11 protein-coding genes are annotated in these 15004 nt (G+C 68.0%); 6 read left to right on the top strand and 5 right to left on the bottom strand.

The features are described 5' to 3' along the window. The first annotated feature begins 22 nt into the window (after nucleotides 1-22). Nucleotides 23-736 carry a PEP-CTERM sorting domain-containing protein gene (locus METUNV1_RS06705; protein WP_139026308.1) on the top strand — a complete coding sequence of 238 codons (714 nt, stop codon included), beginning with the start codon at nucleotides 23-25 and terminating at the stop codon, nucleotides 734-736. A 214-nt stretch (nucleotides 737-950) separates the two neighbouring features. On the opposite strand, the gene METUNV1_RS06700 is transcribed toward METUNV1_RS06705, so the two are convergent. Both METUNV1_RS06700 and METUNV1_RS06695 read right to left on the bottom strand, forming a co-directional pair. Continuing rightward, the gene (locus tag METUNV1_RS06700) at nucleotides 951-1133 is read right to left on the bottom strand and encodes a hypothetical protein (RefSeq protein ID WP_139026307.1); all 183 of its coding nucleotides are present in this window, start codon (nucleotides 1131-1133) and stop codon (nucleotides 951-953) included. 25 nt (nucleotides 1134-1158) lie between these two features. Next, nucleotides 1159-1575 (bottom strand): ISAs1 family transposase, encoded by a 417-nt coding sequence (locus METUNV1_RS06695; RefSeq protein ID WP_008060124.1) that lies wholly within the window; start codon nucleotides 1573-1575, stop codon nucleotides 1159-1161. 112 nt (nucleotides 1576-1687) lie between these two features. On the opposite strand from METUNV1_RS06695, the gene METUNV1_RS06690 reads away from it, so the two are divergent. The 4 genes from METUNV1_RS06690 to METUNV1_RS06675 all read left to right on the top strand — a co-directional run bounded on the left by METUNV1_RS06690 (nucleotide 1688) and on the right by METUNV1_RS06675 (nucleotide 7460). Then, on the top strand, nucleotides 1688-2113 hold the full coding sequence (locus METUNV1_RS06690) for a hypothetical protein (RefSeq protein ID WP_008060122.1): 426 nt from the start codon (nucleotides 1688-1690) through the stop codon (nucleotides 2111-2113). A gap of 115 nt (nucleotides 2114-2228) precedes the next feature. Beyond that, nucleotides 2229-3320: an HlyD family secretion protein gene (locus tag METUNV1_RS06685; RefSeq protein ID WP_008060120.1), complete on the top strand. Its 1092-nt coding sequence runs from the start codon at nucleotides 2229-2231 to the stop codon at nucleotides 3318-3320. Beyond that, nucleotides 3317-6085 carry a ribosome-associated ATPase/putative transporter RbbA gene (rbbA, locus tag METUNV1_RS06680; RefSeq protein ID WP_008060119.1) on the top strand — a complete coding sequence of 923 codons (2769 nt, stop codon included), beginning with the start codon at nucleotides 3317-3319 and terminating at the stop codon, nucleotides 6083-6085. Before METUNV1_RS06685 ends, rbbA begins: the two co-directional genes overlap by 4 nt. A 247-nt stretch (nucleotides 6086-6332) precedes the next feature. Next, nucleotides 6333-7460 carry an ABC transporter permease gene (locus METUNV1_RS06675; protein WP_008060116.1) on the top strand — a complete coding sequence of 376 codons (1128 nt, stop codon included), beginning with the start codon at nucleotides 6333-6335 and terminating at the stop codon, nucleotides 7458-7460. 25 nt (nucleotides 7461-7485) lie between these two features. On the opposite strand, the gene METUNV1_RS06670 is transcribed toward METUNV1_RS06675, so the two are convergent. The 3 genes from METUNV1_RS06670 to METUNV1_RS06660 form a co-directional block, all read right to left on the bottom strand. Then, nucleotides 7486-10632 carry an efflux RND transporter permease subunit gene (locus tag METUNV1_RS06670; protein ID WP_008060114.1) on the bottom strand — a complete coding sequence of 1049 codons (3147 nt, stop codon included), beginning with the start codon at nucleotides 10630-10632 and terminating at the stop codon, nucleotides 7486-7488. Between the two features lie 489 nt (nucleotides 10633-11121). Beyond that, nucleotides 11122-12168 carry a hypothetical protein gene (locus METUNV1_RS06665; protein ID WP_008060111.1) on the bottom strand — a complete coding sequence of 349 codons (1047 nt, stop codon included), beginning with the start codon at nucleotides 12166-12168 and terminating at the stop codon, nucleotides 11122-11124. Further along, nucleotides 12165-13547, bottom strand: a complete 1383-nt coding sequence (locus tag METUNV1_RS06660) for a TolC family protein (RefSeq protein ID WP_008060109.1) — start codon at nucleotides 13545-13547, stop codon at nucleotides 12165-12167. Before METUNV1_RS06660 ends, METUNV1_RS06665 begins: the two co-directional genes overlap by 4 nt. A gap of 71 nt (nucleotides 13548-13618) precedes the next feature. On the opposite strand from METUNV1_RS06660, the gene METUNV1_RS06655 reads away from it, so the two are divergent. Then, the gene (locus METUNV1_RS06655) at nucleotides 13619-14590 is read left to right on the top strand and encodes a quinoprotein relay system zinc metallohydrolase 2 (protein ID WP_242059656.1); all 972 of its coding nucleotides are present in this window, start codon (nucleotides 13619-13621) and stop codon (nucleotides 14588-14590) included. Nucleotides 14591-15004 lie beyond the last annotated feature (414 nt).

Below are 15004 nucleotides of genomic sequence, written 5' to 3'. Positions count from 1 at the left end.
TATTGGCATTAGGGGTGAAGTCATGAAAAAAATGATCCTTGTTTTGATGGCGCTCTATGTCTCTGGTGCGGTTGCTTCCACGCATACAGAGATAGTCGGTGTTTCAGTATCAAACAAATCAAGCGATGATGCATTCGATGTATCAATGCATGGGTTTTCTGTAATGAGTTCTGCACTGCATCCTGCCGGCTTCGATGCATCAGACGCATTTGGTGGCATGGCAGGATCTTTTTTTCCGGGTGAAGTGATCTTTCAGGATAACGGGGTTGCCGGTCAAAAGGATTTTCTGGTCATCGAAACTGGTGAAGCACTGGCGATAGCGGGTGTCCGGCTTTCAACATATGACGACAGTTACAATCCAGGTAGTTCAAACCGCGGGATAGGGCAGTTCAGAATGCTGGCGGGGAGTGATCCTGGGTCACTGGTTGAAATCTTCTCTACGATGCTGTCCGGAAATTACAAGCAATCATATGGGTCTGCAGGAGTCGAGCTGAACGCGAGCTTTGACAAAGTTATTGCCAGCTACTTTCTTTTCGAGTTTGAAAGGGTGAATTCGACCGGACCCCGGATTGTCGAGATTGATGCGATAACTGCTGTTCCTGAACCCTCTGTGTTTTCGTTATTCGGCGCCGGTATTCTTGCTTTGTCAATTGTCTGTCGAAAGACGGCGAAGTGCATGAAAAGACAGGGCTGTCGTACAAGGTCTCAGCACTCGGATGTCATTGGCGGGTTTTGATGGCACGTTGCCTAAATTTTGTGCAACTTCCACGCGCAGACGGCTTCACTCTGCACGCTCAGAATCAAGTTTCTGCTGATCCGATTCAAGTTTTTCACCGTTGTCTATGCGGAATGCGTTTTTGGCAGATGTTTTTCTACTTTTAATCTTTTTGGCATGTTGTTTCTAGCAATGGCATCCGAGTGCGGTGGCCCTGAGTTGTCGCACTCGGAAGTCATAACGGTTTGATTCCGAGCATGGCCATACGAATGTCGTCGTCCCACGTTGCGCGTTTGCGTTTTCGTCGCAGGCTCGCCTTGGCGGTGTCGGAGGTATCCGTGCGAATCAGGTTGAGCACCATCTTCTTGAGCAGTGAGAGGTTCTGCGGCGCATGATCTTTTCGCTCGGTGCAAGGCATCTTCGCCGAACTGCACATCCAGCATCTAGTGCAGCGGGTTCTCGATGCCCCTGTGCGCACGGGCAGCGCTTGCGAGCGCGTCCGCACTGAGTTCCCGCGAGCTGATGTAGTAGCGCAACTCGGGTTCGGCGAACTGCCCGCCGTCGATGCGCTGTGTGAGGAAGCGACGGATCGTGCGGCAACCGGGCCATTGCGCCGGATCGACGATGTCTTCTGCCGATGCAACCCAGGCGAACTGCCCCAGGGTGCGCCCGTGACTCTTCTCGACGTCTTCATGTCGAGGCTGCGCTGCAGCGAGATCGACGAAGGCATCCTTGATCAGGCGCAACAAGGTCGGCTGGTTGCCCTTGGCCGCCAGCAGGTAGTCGCTGCCCCGCGCGACGATGAGCTCGGCAATCGCCGTCTGGCCTGCGCGGCCATGTCGGGGCCGGGACCGGCACATACTTACTTCTCGACCTTTCACACCAGAACCCTGACGCATGCCCAGGCACGCGGCGCCGGCAACGGATAGATTGCGGCCTTTCCTGTTTCTTTCCGGTCTCACCGTTGCTCACATGAACGCTCCCGCTCCGTCGCCCCTTCACATCGAATGGACCACCCTGCAGCAGGACCACGAGCGCCATGAGCGTTGCGCCATCGGCGTGAAGCTGGCGGCGGTGGCGCTGGCGGTGTTCTGCATGCTGTTCACCTTTCCGCTGGAACTGGCGGCGCCGCTGCTGGCGGTGGTGTGGGTGACCGAGGCCATGCTGCGTACGGTGCAGGGGCGGCTGGGGGCGCGGCTGCTGAAGATCGAGGGACTGATTGCCGAGGGGGCCGATGCCGGCGCCGCGTTCCGGCTGCACCGCGAGTGGCAGGCGGGCCGGCCGGGCGCGCTCGGTCTGCTGGCGGAGTACGCATCCGCCGCGCTGAAGCCGACGGTGGCCTTTCCGCATGCTCTGCTGTTGCTGATGCTCTTTGCGCTGGCGTGGAGCGGTCACTGAAACGCCGGCGATGAGGCCGGCGCGGAAGGCCGGTCTGCTGCATTGCGAAAAATCAAGACGCTGAAACGCGTACGCGGCAGAATCGGTTCATGACTCCATCCTGCACCGTGCATTCATGAGCGCATCCAGACGCCGTCTTTTCCTGCTGCTGCTGGTGCCGGCCGCGGTCGTGGCCGGCTATTTCGCGTGGCAGACGCTGAACGCGCCGCCGCCGCCCGCCGCTTTTGCCTCCGGCAACGGGCGCATCGAGGCGACCGAGATCGACGTGGCGGCCAAGACCGGCGGCCGGCTGGAGAGCGTGGCGGTGCGCGAAGGCGACGATGTGGTGGCCGGGCAGGAGGTGGCGCGCATGGACGTGCGTGCGCTGGAAGCCGAACTGCAGATCAGCGACGCACAGATCGAGCAGGCCCGCGCCAGCCGCGCCGCCGCCGTGGCCGCGGTGGCGCAGCGGCGCAGCGACATGGCCACGGCCGGCGCGGTGGTGTCGCAGCGCGAAAGCCAGCTCGCGCTGGCGGAGAAGGACATCGAGCGCACCCAGCGTCTGGTGGACAAGGGCTTCATTTCGACCCAGAAGCTGGACGTCGACCGCACCAACCGCCGCTCCGCCGAAGAGGCGCAGCGTGCCGCGACCTCACAGCTGCGCGGGGCGCAGTCGTCGATTGAGGCGGCGCAGGCGGCGGTGAAGCAGGCCGAAGCCGCGGTGGCAGCCGCCGAAGCGCGCAGCGAGCGCATCCGCGTGGACCTGCACGACGCCCGGCTGCTGGCGCCGGCCGACGGCCGCGTGCTGTACCGGCTGGCCGAACCGGGCGAGGTGCTGGCGGCGGGCGGCAAGGTGCTCACGCTGCTCGACATCACCGATGTCTACATGACCATCTTCCTGCCGACCTCGCAGGCCGGCCGGGTGGCCATCGGCGCCGAAGCGCGCATCGTGCTCGACGTGCGGCCGGACATTTCGATTCCGGCCACGGTGAGCTTCGTGTCGCCGCAGGCGCAATTCACGCCCAAGTCGGTAGAAACCGAAGCCGAGCGCGAAAAGCTCATGTTCCGCGTGCGGGTGAAGATTCCGCCCGAGCTGCTGAAGGCGCACGCGAAGCAGGTGAAGACCGGTCTGCCCGGCGTGGCCTGGGTGCGGCTGGACCCGGACGCGCCGTGGCCGGCCACGCTGCCGCCGCTGGTCGGTACGCCGAAACCGTCAACGACGCCATGACGGACGCGGTCGCCCGGCTCGCCGGTGTCGGCCTGCGCTACGGCGACACCGTCGCGCTGGACGACATCACGCTCGACATTCCGGCCGGCTGCATGGCCGGGCTGATCGGGCCGGACGGTGTGGGCAAGTCCAGCCTGCTGGCGCTGGTGGCCGGCGTGCGGGTGATACAGCAGGGCCGCGTGAGCGTGCTCGGCGGCGACATGGCCGACCGCGCCCATCGCGCGGCGGTGTGCCCGCGCATCGCCTACATGCCGCAGGGCCTGGGCCGCAATCTGTACATGACGCTGTCGGTGTACGAAAACGTCGATTTCTTCGGCCGGCTGTTCGGTCATGCCGGGGCGGAACGCGCCGCGCGCATCGCCGAACTGCTCGCCGCGACCGGGCTGGCCGCCTTCCGCGACCGGCCGGCGGGCAAGCTGTCCGGCGGCATGAAACAGAAGCTGGGCCTGTGCTGCGCGCTCATCCATGACCCGGATCTGCTCATCCTCGACGAGCCGACCACAGGGGTCGATCCGCTGTCGCGGCGCCAGTTCTGGCAGCTGATCGAGCGCATCCGCGCGCGCCGGCCGGGCATGAGCGTGCTGGTGTCCAGCGCCTACATGGGCGAGGCCGCCGGATTCGACTGGCTGGCCGCGATGGACGACGGCCGCGTGCTGGCCACCGGCACGCCGGCCGAACTGCGCGCACGCACCGGCGCCGCCGATCTCGACGCCGCCTTCATCGCGCTGCTGCCGGAGGCGAAGCGGCGCGATCACGAAGTGCTGGTGGTGCCGCCGCGCAGCGCCCAGACCGACGGCCCGGCCATCGTGGCCGAGGGGCTTACCATGCGCTTCGGCGATTTCACCGCGGTCGATCATGTCGATTTCGAAATCGGCCGCGGCGAGATTTTCGGCTTCCTCGGCTCGAACGGCTGCGGCAAGACCACCACGATGAAAATGCTCACCGGCCTGCTGCCGCCGAGCGAGGGCAGGGCGCTGCTGTTCGGGCACGAGGTGAATGCGGGCGACATGGCTACCCGCATGCGCGTGGGCTTCATGACCCAGGCCTTCTCGCTGTACGGCGAACTGAGCGTGCGGCAGAACCTCGAACTGCACGCCCGGCTGTTCCACCTGCCGGCGGCCGACATTCCGGCCCGGGTGGACGAAATGGTGGCGCGCTTCGGGCTGGCCGAATATCTGGACGCGCAGGCGGCTGGCCTGCCGCTGGGCATACGGCAGCGGCTGTCGCTGGCGGTGGCGGTCATCCATCGGCCGGACATGCTCATCCTCGACGAACCGACCTCGGGCGTGGACCCGGTGGCACGCGACGGCTTCTGGCGGCTGCTGGTCGAACTGTCGCGCCGCGACGGGGTGACCATTTTCGTGTCCACCCACTTCATGAACGAGGGCGAGCGCTGCGACCGCATTTCGCTGATGCATGCCGGACGGGTGCTGGCCAGCGACACGCCGGCCGCACTGATCGCGCGGCGCGGCGCCGCCAGTCTGGAAGAGGCTTTCATCGCGTATCTGGAAGAGGCGACCGGCGACCCTGCAGTGGCGAGCGCTGACGCAGCCGCCGACCTTCCGCCAGCGGGCGGTGAGGCATCCGCCGACGCCGCGTCGGCCCTCACGTCGATGGCAGCGGAGCGCGCGCAGCCGCCGGCCTTCAGCCTGCGCCGGCTGCTGGCCTACGCCCGGCGCGAGTGGCTGGAAGTGATGCGCGACCCGGTGCGGCTCACCTTCGCCATGCTGGGTTCGGTCATCCTGGTGCTCATCCTCGGCTATGGCATTTCGATGGATGTGGAAGACCTCAAGTTCGCGGTGCTGGACCGCGACGACACGCCGGAAAGCCGCGCCTATATCGAGAACATGGCGGGCTCGCGCTACTTCATCGAACGGCCGCCGCTGGCCGGCGCCGACGACCTGGACCGCCGCATGCGCGCCGGCGAACTGAGCGTGGCGCTGGAAATTCCGCCGGAATTCGGTCGCCGGCTGCGCAGCGGTCACGCGGTCGAGATCGGCGTATGGGTCGATGGCGCCATGCCCTTTCGCGCCGAAACCACGCTCGGCTATGTGCAGGGGCTGCACGCCGATTTCCTGCAGCAGGCGGCGGTACGCGAAGGGCTGCCGGCCACCGCTTACCCGGCGAAGCTGGACATGCGCTACCGCTACAACCAGGGCTTCCGCAGCGTGTATGCCATGGTGCCGGCGGTCATTCCGCTGCTGCTCACCTTCATCCCGGCCATCCTGATGGCGGTGGGCGTGGTGCGCGAGAAGGAGCTGGGGTCGATCACCAATCTGTACGCCACGCCGGTCACCCGGCTGGAATTCCTGCTCGGCAAGCAGCTGCCCTATATCGCGGTGAGCATGGCGAGCTTCTACGGTCTGGTGTTGCTCGCCATCTTCGTGTTCGAGGTGCCGCTCAAGGGCAGCCTGGCCGCGCTCAGTCTGGCGGCGCTCATCTTCGTCACCGCGACCACCGGCATCGGCCTGCTCATGTCCTCGTTCGCGCAGACACAGATCGCCGCGCTGGCGGCGACCGCGGTGGTGACCATGCTGGCCACGGTCACCTTTTCCGGGCTCACCCATCCGGTGTCTTCGCTGGAAGGCGCCGGCCGCACCATGGGCACCTTCTTCCCGGCCACCTATTTCCTCACCATCAGCCGCGGCCTGTTCTCGAAGGCGCTCGAACTGCGCGACCTGTACGCCGACTATCTGGCGATGGCCGCTTTCGTGCCGGTACTCACGCTGCTCAGCGTGTGGCTACTGAAGAAGCAGGAAAAATGATCCTGAAAACCCCGGCCGACCGCTTGCCAAGGTGCTGCATGCCCTGCCCGTCAAGGGAGCCCGCAGCGTGCATCGCTCATCGTCCGGGTGAGACCGCTTCGACGTCGCGCGCACGGCTGGCGGGGCGCCCGGCGGTGTTGCTCGTCCTTGCAGGGGGCCATCCTGCCGCGTCCTCGCGCCTTGCCGTACACCCCGCCAGCCGCGCCCGTTGCGTTTCACCGATCGCCGATCGGCCGGGGTTTTCAGGATGAGGCGCCGCCTGCTCAACGCCTGGCGACTCGGGCTGAAGGAACTGATGAGCCTGTGGCACGACAAGGTGCTGCTCATCATGATCGCGTGGGCGTTCTCCGGCGGCATCTACAGCGCCGCCACCGCCACGTCGCAGGAGCTGCACAACGCGCCGATCGCCATCGTCGATCAGGATGGCTCTGTGCTGTCGGCACGCATTGCCGGCGCCTTCTACGGGCCGTACTTCAAGCGGCCGGACATGATCGCGCCGCCGGCGGTCGATCCCGGGCTGGATGCCGGCAGCTGGACTTTCGTGCTCGACATTCCGCCGGACTTCGAGCGCGACGTGCTGGCCGGCGAACAGCCGTCCATTCAGGTGAATATCGACGCGATGCGGGTGAGCCAGGCCTTCATCGGCGCCAACTACATCCAGAACATCGTGCTCGGCGAGGTGGCGGAATTCGTGCAGCACCGGCGGACCGAAACGGTTGCGCCGATCGAGCTGGCGCCCACCATCCTGTTCAATCCCAACCTGACCAGTGCGTGGTTCGGCAGCGTGATGGAACTGATCAACAACGTGACGCTGCTGTCGGTCATCCTGACTGGCGCAGCACTGATCCGCGAGCGCGAGCACGGCACGCTGGAACACCTGATGGTGATGCCGGTCGGCGCCTTCGAAATCATGTTCGCCAAGGTGTGGGCGATGGCGCTGGTGGTGTGGGTGGCGGTCGGCCTGTCGCTGCACTTCGTGATCGGCGGCGCGCTGGCGGTGCCGATCGCCGGCTCGCTGCCGCTGTTCATGGCCGGCGCGCTGATACAGCTGCTGGCCACCACCTCGCTCGGCATCTTCATCGGTACGCTGTCGCGCAACATGCCCCAGCTCGGGCTCATGATGATTCTGGTCATCCTGCCGCTGGAGCTGCTGTCCGGCGGCATGACGCCGCGCGAAAGCATGCCGCAGGCGGTGCAGTTCATCATGCAGTTCGCGCCGACCACGCATTTCGTCAGCCTCGCGCAGGCGGTGCTCTACCGCGGTGCCGGGCTGGACGTGGTGTGGCCCAGCCTGCTGGCGATGGCGGCCATCGCCGCCACGCTGTTCGGCGCCTCGCTGCTCATGTTCCGGCGCAGCCTGCGCTCCCAGGGCTGACCCGGGCCGCGGCGGCGCGCCGCGCTCAGGCCTGTTCGCTGCGGCGCTCGAAGCGGCCGTAGTGCAGCAGCAGCGTGGGCAGCACCAGCAGGTTCAGCAGGGTGGAGGTGGCCAGACCGCCGACGATGATGGCGGCCATCGGGCCTTCGATCTCGCGCCCGGGTTCGCCCGAACCCAGCACCAGCGGCATCAGGCCGAGGCCGGTCACCAGCGCGGTCATCAGGATGGAGGGCAGGCGCTCCGCCGCGCCGACGATGGCGGTGTCGATGTTCCAGACGCGGCCTTCCACTTCGACCAGATGCTGGTAGTGCGACGCCAGCATGATGGAGTTGCGCAGCGTGATGCCGAACAGCGTCACGAAGCCGACCACCGAACCGAGCGACAGCCAGCCGCCGCCGGCCAGCGCGGCCAGCACGCCGCCGATCAGCGCGAACGGCAGGTTCACGAAGGTGATCATCAGGTTGCGCAGGTTGGAGAAGGCCAGCATCAGCAGGATGGCGATGGCCGCGGCCGCCAGCAGCGAGTGGGTGGTCAGTTCGCGCCGCGCCTGCGCCTGCGCTTCGGCCGCGCCGGTCACCTTGTAGTAGCTGCCCGGATTGAATTTCACCTGTTCGCGCAGCGCGCGGTGCACCTCGGCGCTGAACTGGGCCAGGTCGTGGCCGGCCGCGAGGTTGGCGGTGATGGTCTGCACCCGCTTGCCGCCCGAATGCAGGATCTTGTAGCGGCCGTTCTCGATCGCGATGTCGGCCACGTCGCGCAGTTCGATCAGCCGGCCGTCCGGCGTGCGCAGCGGCAGCCGGCCGATTTCGGTCGGCGAGCGGCGGTGCTCCGGGTCCAGCGTCACCACCAGCGGCGTGGCCAGCGTACCGCGGTACACCTCGCTCACCCGGCTGCCGGCGAAGGCGGTCTGGGCGGCGAGTAGCACATCGTCCGGCGACAGCCGCCACACCGCCAGCTTGTCCAGACGCGGCCGCACGATGATTTCCGGCGTGCCCGGCGGTGCCAGCACCTGCACGTCGGTCGCGCCCTTCACCTTGCCCAGCGCCTGCGCCACCGCGGTGGCGTCGGCATCGAGCCGGTCGAGGTTGGTGCCGAACACCTGCACCACCAGCGCGGCCGGGAAGCCGGATTCGGTTTCGCCGATGCGTTCGGTCAGGAAGGTATTGACCGAGAAGGCGAGGCCGGGGAAGCCGACCGAGGCCTGCGCCGCTTCGTCCGAGCGGTCCTCGTCGCCGTCGTCGCCGGTCACGGTGCGCCGGATGTCGGCCAGGATGCGCGACTGGGTGGCGCCGTCCAGCGGCCCGATCTCGATCTCCACCTCGCTGTAGTGCGGGCCGAAGGGGTCGGCGCCGTTCTGTGCGCGGCCCACCCACTGCGCCACCGACTTCACGCCGTCGATCTTCAGGATCTGTTCGGTCACCTTCTGGCCCACGCGCAGCACCTCGCCCGGCGCGGTGCCCGGAATGGTCGACAGGTGCACGATGTAGTGGCCTTCGCGCAGCGGCGGAATGAATTCGCCGCCGAACAGCGGCAGCACGCCGATGCCGCCGGCCAGCACCAGCATGACCACCGCAATCAGCCGCTGCGGTTTGCGTTCGATCGCGCGCAGCGTGCGCTCGTAGCGCGGGCGCAGCCAGCGGATCAGCGGCGGGTCGTCGTCGGGCAGGTCGCGCTGGCCCAGCATGAGCCAGCTCATCGCCGGCGTCACCGTCAGCGCCACCACCAGCGAGGCCATGATGGCCAGGATGTAGGCCAGCCCCAGCGGCGCGAACAGCTTGCCGGCCACGCCCGACAGCGTGAGCAGCGGCACGAATACCAGCGCCACGATGAAGGTGGCGTACACCACCGAACTGCGCACCTCCATCGAGGCGTCGAGCACCACCTTCCAGGTCGCCACCGGCGAGCCGCTGTGGCGGTTTTCGCGCAGCCGGCGGTAGATGTTCTCGCAGTCGATGATGGCGTCGTCCACCACCTCGCCGAGCGCGATCGCCAGACCGCCCAGCACCATGATGTTCAGGCTGGCGCCGGCTTCCAGCATCACCAGCACCGCGGCCAGCAGCGACAGCGGAATCGCCACCGCGGAAATGAAGGCGGTGCGCAGGTTGTACAGGAAGAGGAAGAGCACCACGATGACCAGCGAGGCGCCGATCAGCACGTCGGTCCGCACGTTGCCGAGCGCGGTTTCGATGAAGTTGGCCGGGCGGAACAGCGCCGGATGCAGCGTGAGCTGTTCGCGCTCCAGCAGCGGCGCGAGGTCGGCCAGCGCCTTTTCCAGTTCCAGCGTGACGCCCAGCGTGTCGGCGCCGAGCTGGCCCTGCACCATCATGAACACGCCCGGCGTGCCATTGATCTGCGCCGCGCTGATCGCCGGTGCCGGCGCTTCGCGGACCTTGCCGATGTCGCCCAGCATCAGCGAGCGGCCGTCGGGCAGCGTGACGGTGAGCTGTTCCAGGCTGCGCGCGGTGGCTGGCGTGGCATCGACCGCGATCAGCAGGCGCTGGTTGTCGCTCTCGACGAAACCGGCGCCGGCCACGGTGGCTGCGCCGCGCGCCGCGTTCTCCACGTCGGCCAGCGTGACGCCCAGCGTGCGCAGGCGGGCCGGGTCGAGCTGTATCTGCCACTGCCGCACGTCGCCGCCGAACACGTTCACGTCGGCCACGCCGGGTACCGCCAGCAGGTGAGGGCGCACCACCGAATCGACCAGGTAGCGCATGTCCATCAGCGAGCGCTTGTCCGAGGTGAGGCCGACGCCCAGCAGCGTGGAGGCCGACGAGGTGAGCGGCGTGATGACCGGCGTCACCCGCGGCGGCAGCAGCGAACCCAGCGTGCCCAGCCGCTCGGCCACCAGCTGCCGGTTGCGGAACAGATCCGATTTCTCGTCGAAGATGACGGTGACCACCGACAGTCCGGGGATGGACTGCGAGCGCAGCTCCTTCAGCCCGCGGGTACCGGACACCGCCGCCTCGATCGGCGTGGTGACCCGGGTTTCCACCAGATCGGCCGGCAGGCCCGGCGCCTCGGTCTGTATCACCACCTGCGCCGGCGCGAATTCCGGGAACACGTCCAGCCGCGCATCGAACATGCGGCTGAGCGCGTACAGCGTGAGCACCAGTGCCAGCGCCAGCACGATGGCCGGCCGCCGGACCGAGAAACGGACGATGGTTTCAATCATCGTGCGCCCCTGCAGTCAGTGTCATCGCGACCCGCCACGGCCGCATCGCGGCGGGGGCGCCGCTCCCACAGGGGGTGGAGCGATGGACTGTGCGGTTTCCTGTGAGAAAGGCCCCGGCCGTGACCGCTGTTCTCGCACTGGGTCTCTGGCGACGGACCGTGCGGGTTCATGTGGGAGCGGCGCCCCGCCGCGATTGCGGCGGTCGCATCGTGCACAGGCTCGCCAGCGATGAAGTCGTTCGCAGGCGCCTGCCCTGCATGTGAAAGGCCGTTGCGACCGGCCACGGCCGCATCGCGGCGGGGGCGCCGCTCCCACAGGGGGTGGAGCGATGGACTGTGCGGGTTCTTGTGACAAAGGCTCCGGCCGTGACCGTTGTTCTCGCACTGGGTCTCTGGCGACGGACTGCGCAGGTTCGTGTGGGAGCGGCGCCCCGCCGCGATTGCGGCGGTCACATCGCACGGCCCCGCAGGCGAAAAGGCCGGCAGGCACTCAGTCATCGTTCTCGTCCGCCAGGGTGTGCTTCAGCTCTTCCGACAGCAGCAGCTGGGCGCCGCGAATGACGACGCGCGCGTCCTCTTCCAGCGCCGGGGCCAGCCAGCCGTCCGGACGCTGCGATTCCGCCGGCAGCGCCTGACGGATGAATTCTTCCGGCTCGTCGTCGTCGCGCACATAGACCCAGGGCAGGCCGGCGTACCAGACCACCGCGCTGTTGGGCACGAGGTGCAGCACTTCGGTACCGGTCACGCCGCGCGCGGCCAGCCGGGTGCCGGTGGGCAGCACCCGCTCGGTCTTGTACAGCCAGGTTTCACCGGCGGCGAAGCTGACGCTGCGCGGCGCCAGACCGATGCGGCGCGCCTCGATCAGGTCGGCACCGTCCGGCAGGCGCAGCTGCATCAGCGGCGGTGCCTCGCCTTCGCCGCGCAGCGCGATCGCCACCAGCGATGCCCGGCGGTCGGCCAGACGTTCCAGCTCTTTCGGGCCTTCGCCGGAGGCATCGCCGGCCAGCGTGCCCCAGCCCTGCACCAGGCGTGCGTACAGGCCGTCTGCCCGGGCGCGCGCGGCGGCCAGCGCGCCGCGGTCCTGTTCGGCCTGGCTGCGCGCGGTCTGCAGCGCACGCTCCGAGGCGTTGCGGTCGTCGTTGTACAGCGCCTGTATGCGGTCGCGTTCGGCTTCGGATCGGGCGAGCTGCGAGGCGAGGCGGGCGATGTCGGCGCGTGCCTCGTGCAGCTGCGAACGCAGCGCGAACAGCGGTTCCACGTCCAGCACCGTGGCCTGCGCTTCGCGCTCGGTGCCGGCACGCACCGCCACCGGCTGGCCGACCTCGATGCCGCTGGCCTTCTGCGCGGCCGCGGTGAGCTTCACGCTCACCATGCCGCTTTCGTCGCGATCGACCAGAGAGGGCACCGCGATGTCGTCGTCCGGCGCGGCGTCGTGCAGCCGCCATTCGTCGCGGGCGTAGTAGATGACGGTCCACACCAGGCCGATGATGACGAGGCCCATCACGAACATCGCGCGGTAGGGGGTGATCAGTTTCATGGTCGTCCTTCCATCACGGCCGACAGCGGCCGTTGCAGCGCGTCCTCGAGCGCCAGGCGTGAGGCGAGCGTGCGGGTGCGTGCCTGCACCACCCGGATGTCGGCTTCGATCAGCCGGATGCGGGCCAGCTGGCGGTCCAGCCGGTCGGCGTCGCCGCGGGTGTAGCGCTGTTCGGTGCGGGTGAGCTGCAGTCTTTCTTCGTCGTGCTCGGCTTCGGCGCCGTCGGTATCGAGCACCGCCGCCTTCACCCGGGCGCGGGCGAGGTCGAGCGCGCCCAGCGACTGCGCCTGCAGCGCGAGGAATTCCTGTGCCGCCAGCTCGCGCCGCGCGACCGCCTCGGCGATCGGTCCGGCCTGGCGTTCGCCGGCGAACAGCGGCAGCGAGGCGCCCAGCTTCCACACGGTGGCGCCCTGGTCCCACAGCAGGCCGGGCTGGATGCGGATTTCCGGATACTGGGCGCGCAGTTCAACGCGCAGGCCCGCTTCGGCCGCTTCGTGCCGCGCCAGCGCGCGGCGCAGGTCAATGCGGTCGAGCAGGGTGGCGGCGCGCAGTGCGTCGTCCGCCGGCAGCGGCGGCGGATTTTCGAATTCGCTGAAATCGAGCGCCAGCGCATCGACCGCCGACAGCGGCAGCGCGAGCGCCTGGGCCAGTTCGCCGCGGGCGCGGATCTGCCGCTGTTCGGTCACCACGTAGCGCGATTCGGCCTGCGCGGCCGCGGTGCGGGTGGTGGTCAGCTCCAGCGCGTCGGCCGCGCCCAGCTCGTAGCGCTTCTGCATCGCCGCCTGCGCGTCCAGCCAGCCGACCACCAGCTGGTCCAGCAGCTTGAGTTCGGCATTGGCCGACCACAGATCGAGCAGGGCGCGTCGGGCCGCGCCGCGTATCGCCCACACCGCATCGGCTTCGTCCAGCACCGCCGCATCGGCCAGCAGCCGGGCGCGCTCGATGCGCGCCTCGCGCACCGACTGGCCGGTGACCGCCAGATCCAGCGCCAGGCCAACGCTCCATGCCGACTGCCCGCCGCTGCGGTCATTGCTGCGTTCCAGTTCGGGCGACAGCGACACGCGCGGCTTCAGGCCTGCGGTCTGCAGTTCGGCCCGGGCCAGCTGCGCGCGGGCGCGGGCCTGGGCGGTGAGCGGATGGCGGTCGAGCGAAGCGAGCACCAGCAGCTCCGGCGTCCAGCGCGCAGGCGGCCAGGCGCTGACGTCGATATTGCGTTGCGCCAGCAGTTCGCGCGTGGCGGCATCACCCAGCGTGCGCTGGCGGTAGGCGGCGTGGGTGGTTTCCGGCTGCAGCGGGGCTGGCTCCACATGCTGCAGGGCACAACCGGACATCGCCAGAATCGGCAGCAGCAGGCGGAGTGGAAGGGTGGGGCGCTGCATCCTGATTTGTTATTCTGGGCCGCAGGAAAAGTGGCTGGAGAGTGGCGCAAGATGAACGCCGGAGACGCCGCATGCTAACGAGGGACACAGTGGAGCGCAAATCTGCAGCGCCGCGCAGCGCGTGGCGGATCGGGCTGGCGGCGTGCTGTCTGGGCCTGCTGGCGATGCTGCCGGCGCGGGCGGCCGAACCGCTGCCGGTGCGCGAGATCGCGCCCGGCGTATTCGTGTTCAATGGCGAAACCGCGGAACAGGACGCGCACAACCGCGGCGCCATTTCCAATCTCGGTTTCGTGGTCGGCAGCCGCTGCGTGGCGGTGATCGACACCGGCGGATCGCCGGCGGTGGGGGCCGCGCTGCGCGAGAGCGTGCGGCAGAAAACCGCGCTGCCGGTGTGCTACGTGATCAACACCCACGTGCATCCGGACCACCTGCTGGGCAATCAGGCCTTTCTCGCCGACGCGCCCGCCTTCATCGGCCACGTGAAGCTGCTGCCGGCGCTGGCGGCACGCGGGCGCGGCTACGTCGCAGCGGCCGAACGCCTGATGGGCGAGGCCGGCCGCGGTATCGAACTGGTGGCGCCAACCCGCGCCGTGCAGGGCGAGGAAAGCATTGACCTCGGTGACCGCCGGCTCCGGCTGCACGCCTGGCCGACCGCTCACACCGACAACGACCTCACCGTGCTCGACGAAGCGAGCGGCACGCTGTTCGCCGGCGACCTGCTGTTCGTCGGCCACATGCCTGTCGTCGACGGCAAGCTGCTCGGCTGGCTCAAGGTGGGCGACCAGATCGCCGCGCTCGACCTGAAGCGTGTGGTGTCCGGTCACGGCGATTCGGGCACCGACTGGCGCGCCGCTTTTGCGAAACAGCGGAACTACCTGCAGGCATTGGCCGATCAAACGAGGGCGGCCATCAAGGCCGGCCGAAAGCTGGCCCAGGCCGCCGACGAAGTCGCGCGAGATCAGGTCGGCAATTGGGAACTGGCCGAACTGTTCCATCGCCGCAATGTCACCGCAGCGTACGCGGAGCTGGAGTGGGAGGATTGATCGGCCGACGGTGTTTTCGTGGGAGCGGCGCCCTCGCCGCGATAGGGCGGTTGAACGGAGATAGAGCCTGATTGAAGGCCGCATCGCGGCGAGGGCGCCGCTCCCACAGTCGAGCGACGCGTGGTGGAGCGCGGATCCCGAGTGCGAGTGACGCGCGGTGGGGTTTTGTGGGAGCGACGCCTCGTCGCGATGCGGCGGTGGAATGAGCGTGGCGGGTGGTTGAGGCCGCATCGCGGCGGGGGCGCCGCTCCCACGGGTGATCGATGCGCGGCTGGAGCGCGGGTCCCGAGTGCGAGTGATGCGCGACGGGGTTTTGNGGGANCGACGCCTCGTCGCGACGGGCGGTGGAATGAGCGTGGCGATTGATTGAGGCCGCATCGCGGCGGGGGCNCCGCTCCCGACGGGTGAGTGACG

Origin of the sequence: Methyloversatilis universalis FAM5, assembly GCF_000214035.2 — a bacterium.
GTDB lineage: Bacteria > Pseudomonadota > Gammaproteobacteria > Burkholderiales > Rhodocyclaceae > Methyloversatilis > Methyloversatilis universalis.
This window is presented reverse-complemented; position numbering and strand designations above follow the sequence as displayed.

What these genes read in the sequence shown, in the direction of transcription:
- METUNV1_RS06705 (WP_139026308.1), top strand. Translation starts at nt 23, where the DNA reads ATGAAAAAAATGATCCTTGTTTTGATGGCGCTCTATGTCTCTGGTGCG.
- METUNV1_RS06700 (WP_139026307.1), bottom strand. Translation starts at nt 1,133, where the DNA reads ATGCCTTGCACCGAGCGAAAAGATCATGCGCCGCAGAACCTCTCACTG.
- METUNV1_RS06695 (WP_008060124.1), bottom strand. Translation starts at nt 1,575, where the DNA reads ATGTGCCGGTCCCGGCCCCGACATGGCCGCGCAGGCCAGACGGCGATT.
- METUNV1_RS06690 (WP_008060122.1), top strand. Translation starts at nt 1,688, where the DNA reads ATGAACGCTCCCGCTCCGTCGCCCCTTCACATCGAATGGACCACCCTG.
- METUNV1_RS06685 (WP_008060120.1), top strand. Translation starts at nt 2,229, where the DNA reads ATGAGCGCATCCAGACGCCGTCTTTTCCTGCTGCTGCTGGTGCCGGCC.
- rbbA (WP_008060119.1), top strand. Translation starts at nt 3,317, where the DNA reads ATGACGGACGCGGTCGCCCGGCTCGCCGGTGTCGGCCTGCGCTACGGC.
- METUNV1_RS06675 (WP_008060116.1), top strand. Translation starts at nt 6,333, where the DNA reads ATGAGGCGCCGCCTGCTCAACGCCTGGCGACTCGGGCTGAAGGAACTG.
- METUNV1_RS06670 (WP_008060114.1), bottom strand. Translation starts at nt 10,632, where the DNA reads ATGATTGAAACCATCGTCCGTTTCTCGGTCCGGCGGCCGGCCATCGTG.
- METUNV1_RS06665 (WP_008060111.1), bottom strand. Translation starts at nt 12,168, where the DNA reads ATGAAACTGATCACCCCCTACCGCGCGATGTTCGTGATGGGCCTCGTC.
- METUNV1_RS06660 (WP_008060109.1), bottom strand. Translation starts at nt 13,547, where the DNA reads ATGCAGCGCCCCACCCTTCCACTCCGCCTGCTGCTGCCGATTCTGGCG.
- METUNV1_RS06655 (WP_242059656.1), top strand. Translation starts at nt 13,619, where the DNA reads ATGCTAACGAGGGACACAGTGGAGCGCAAATCTGCAGCGCCGCGCAGC.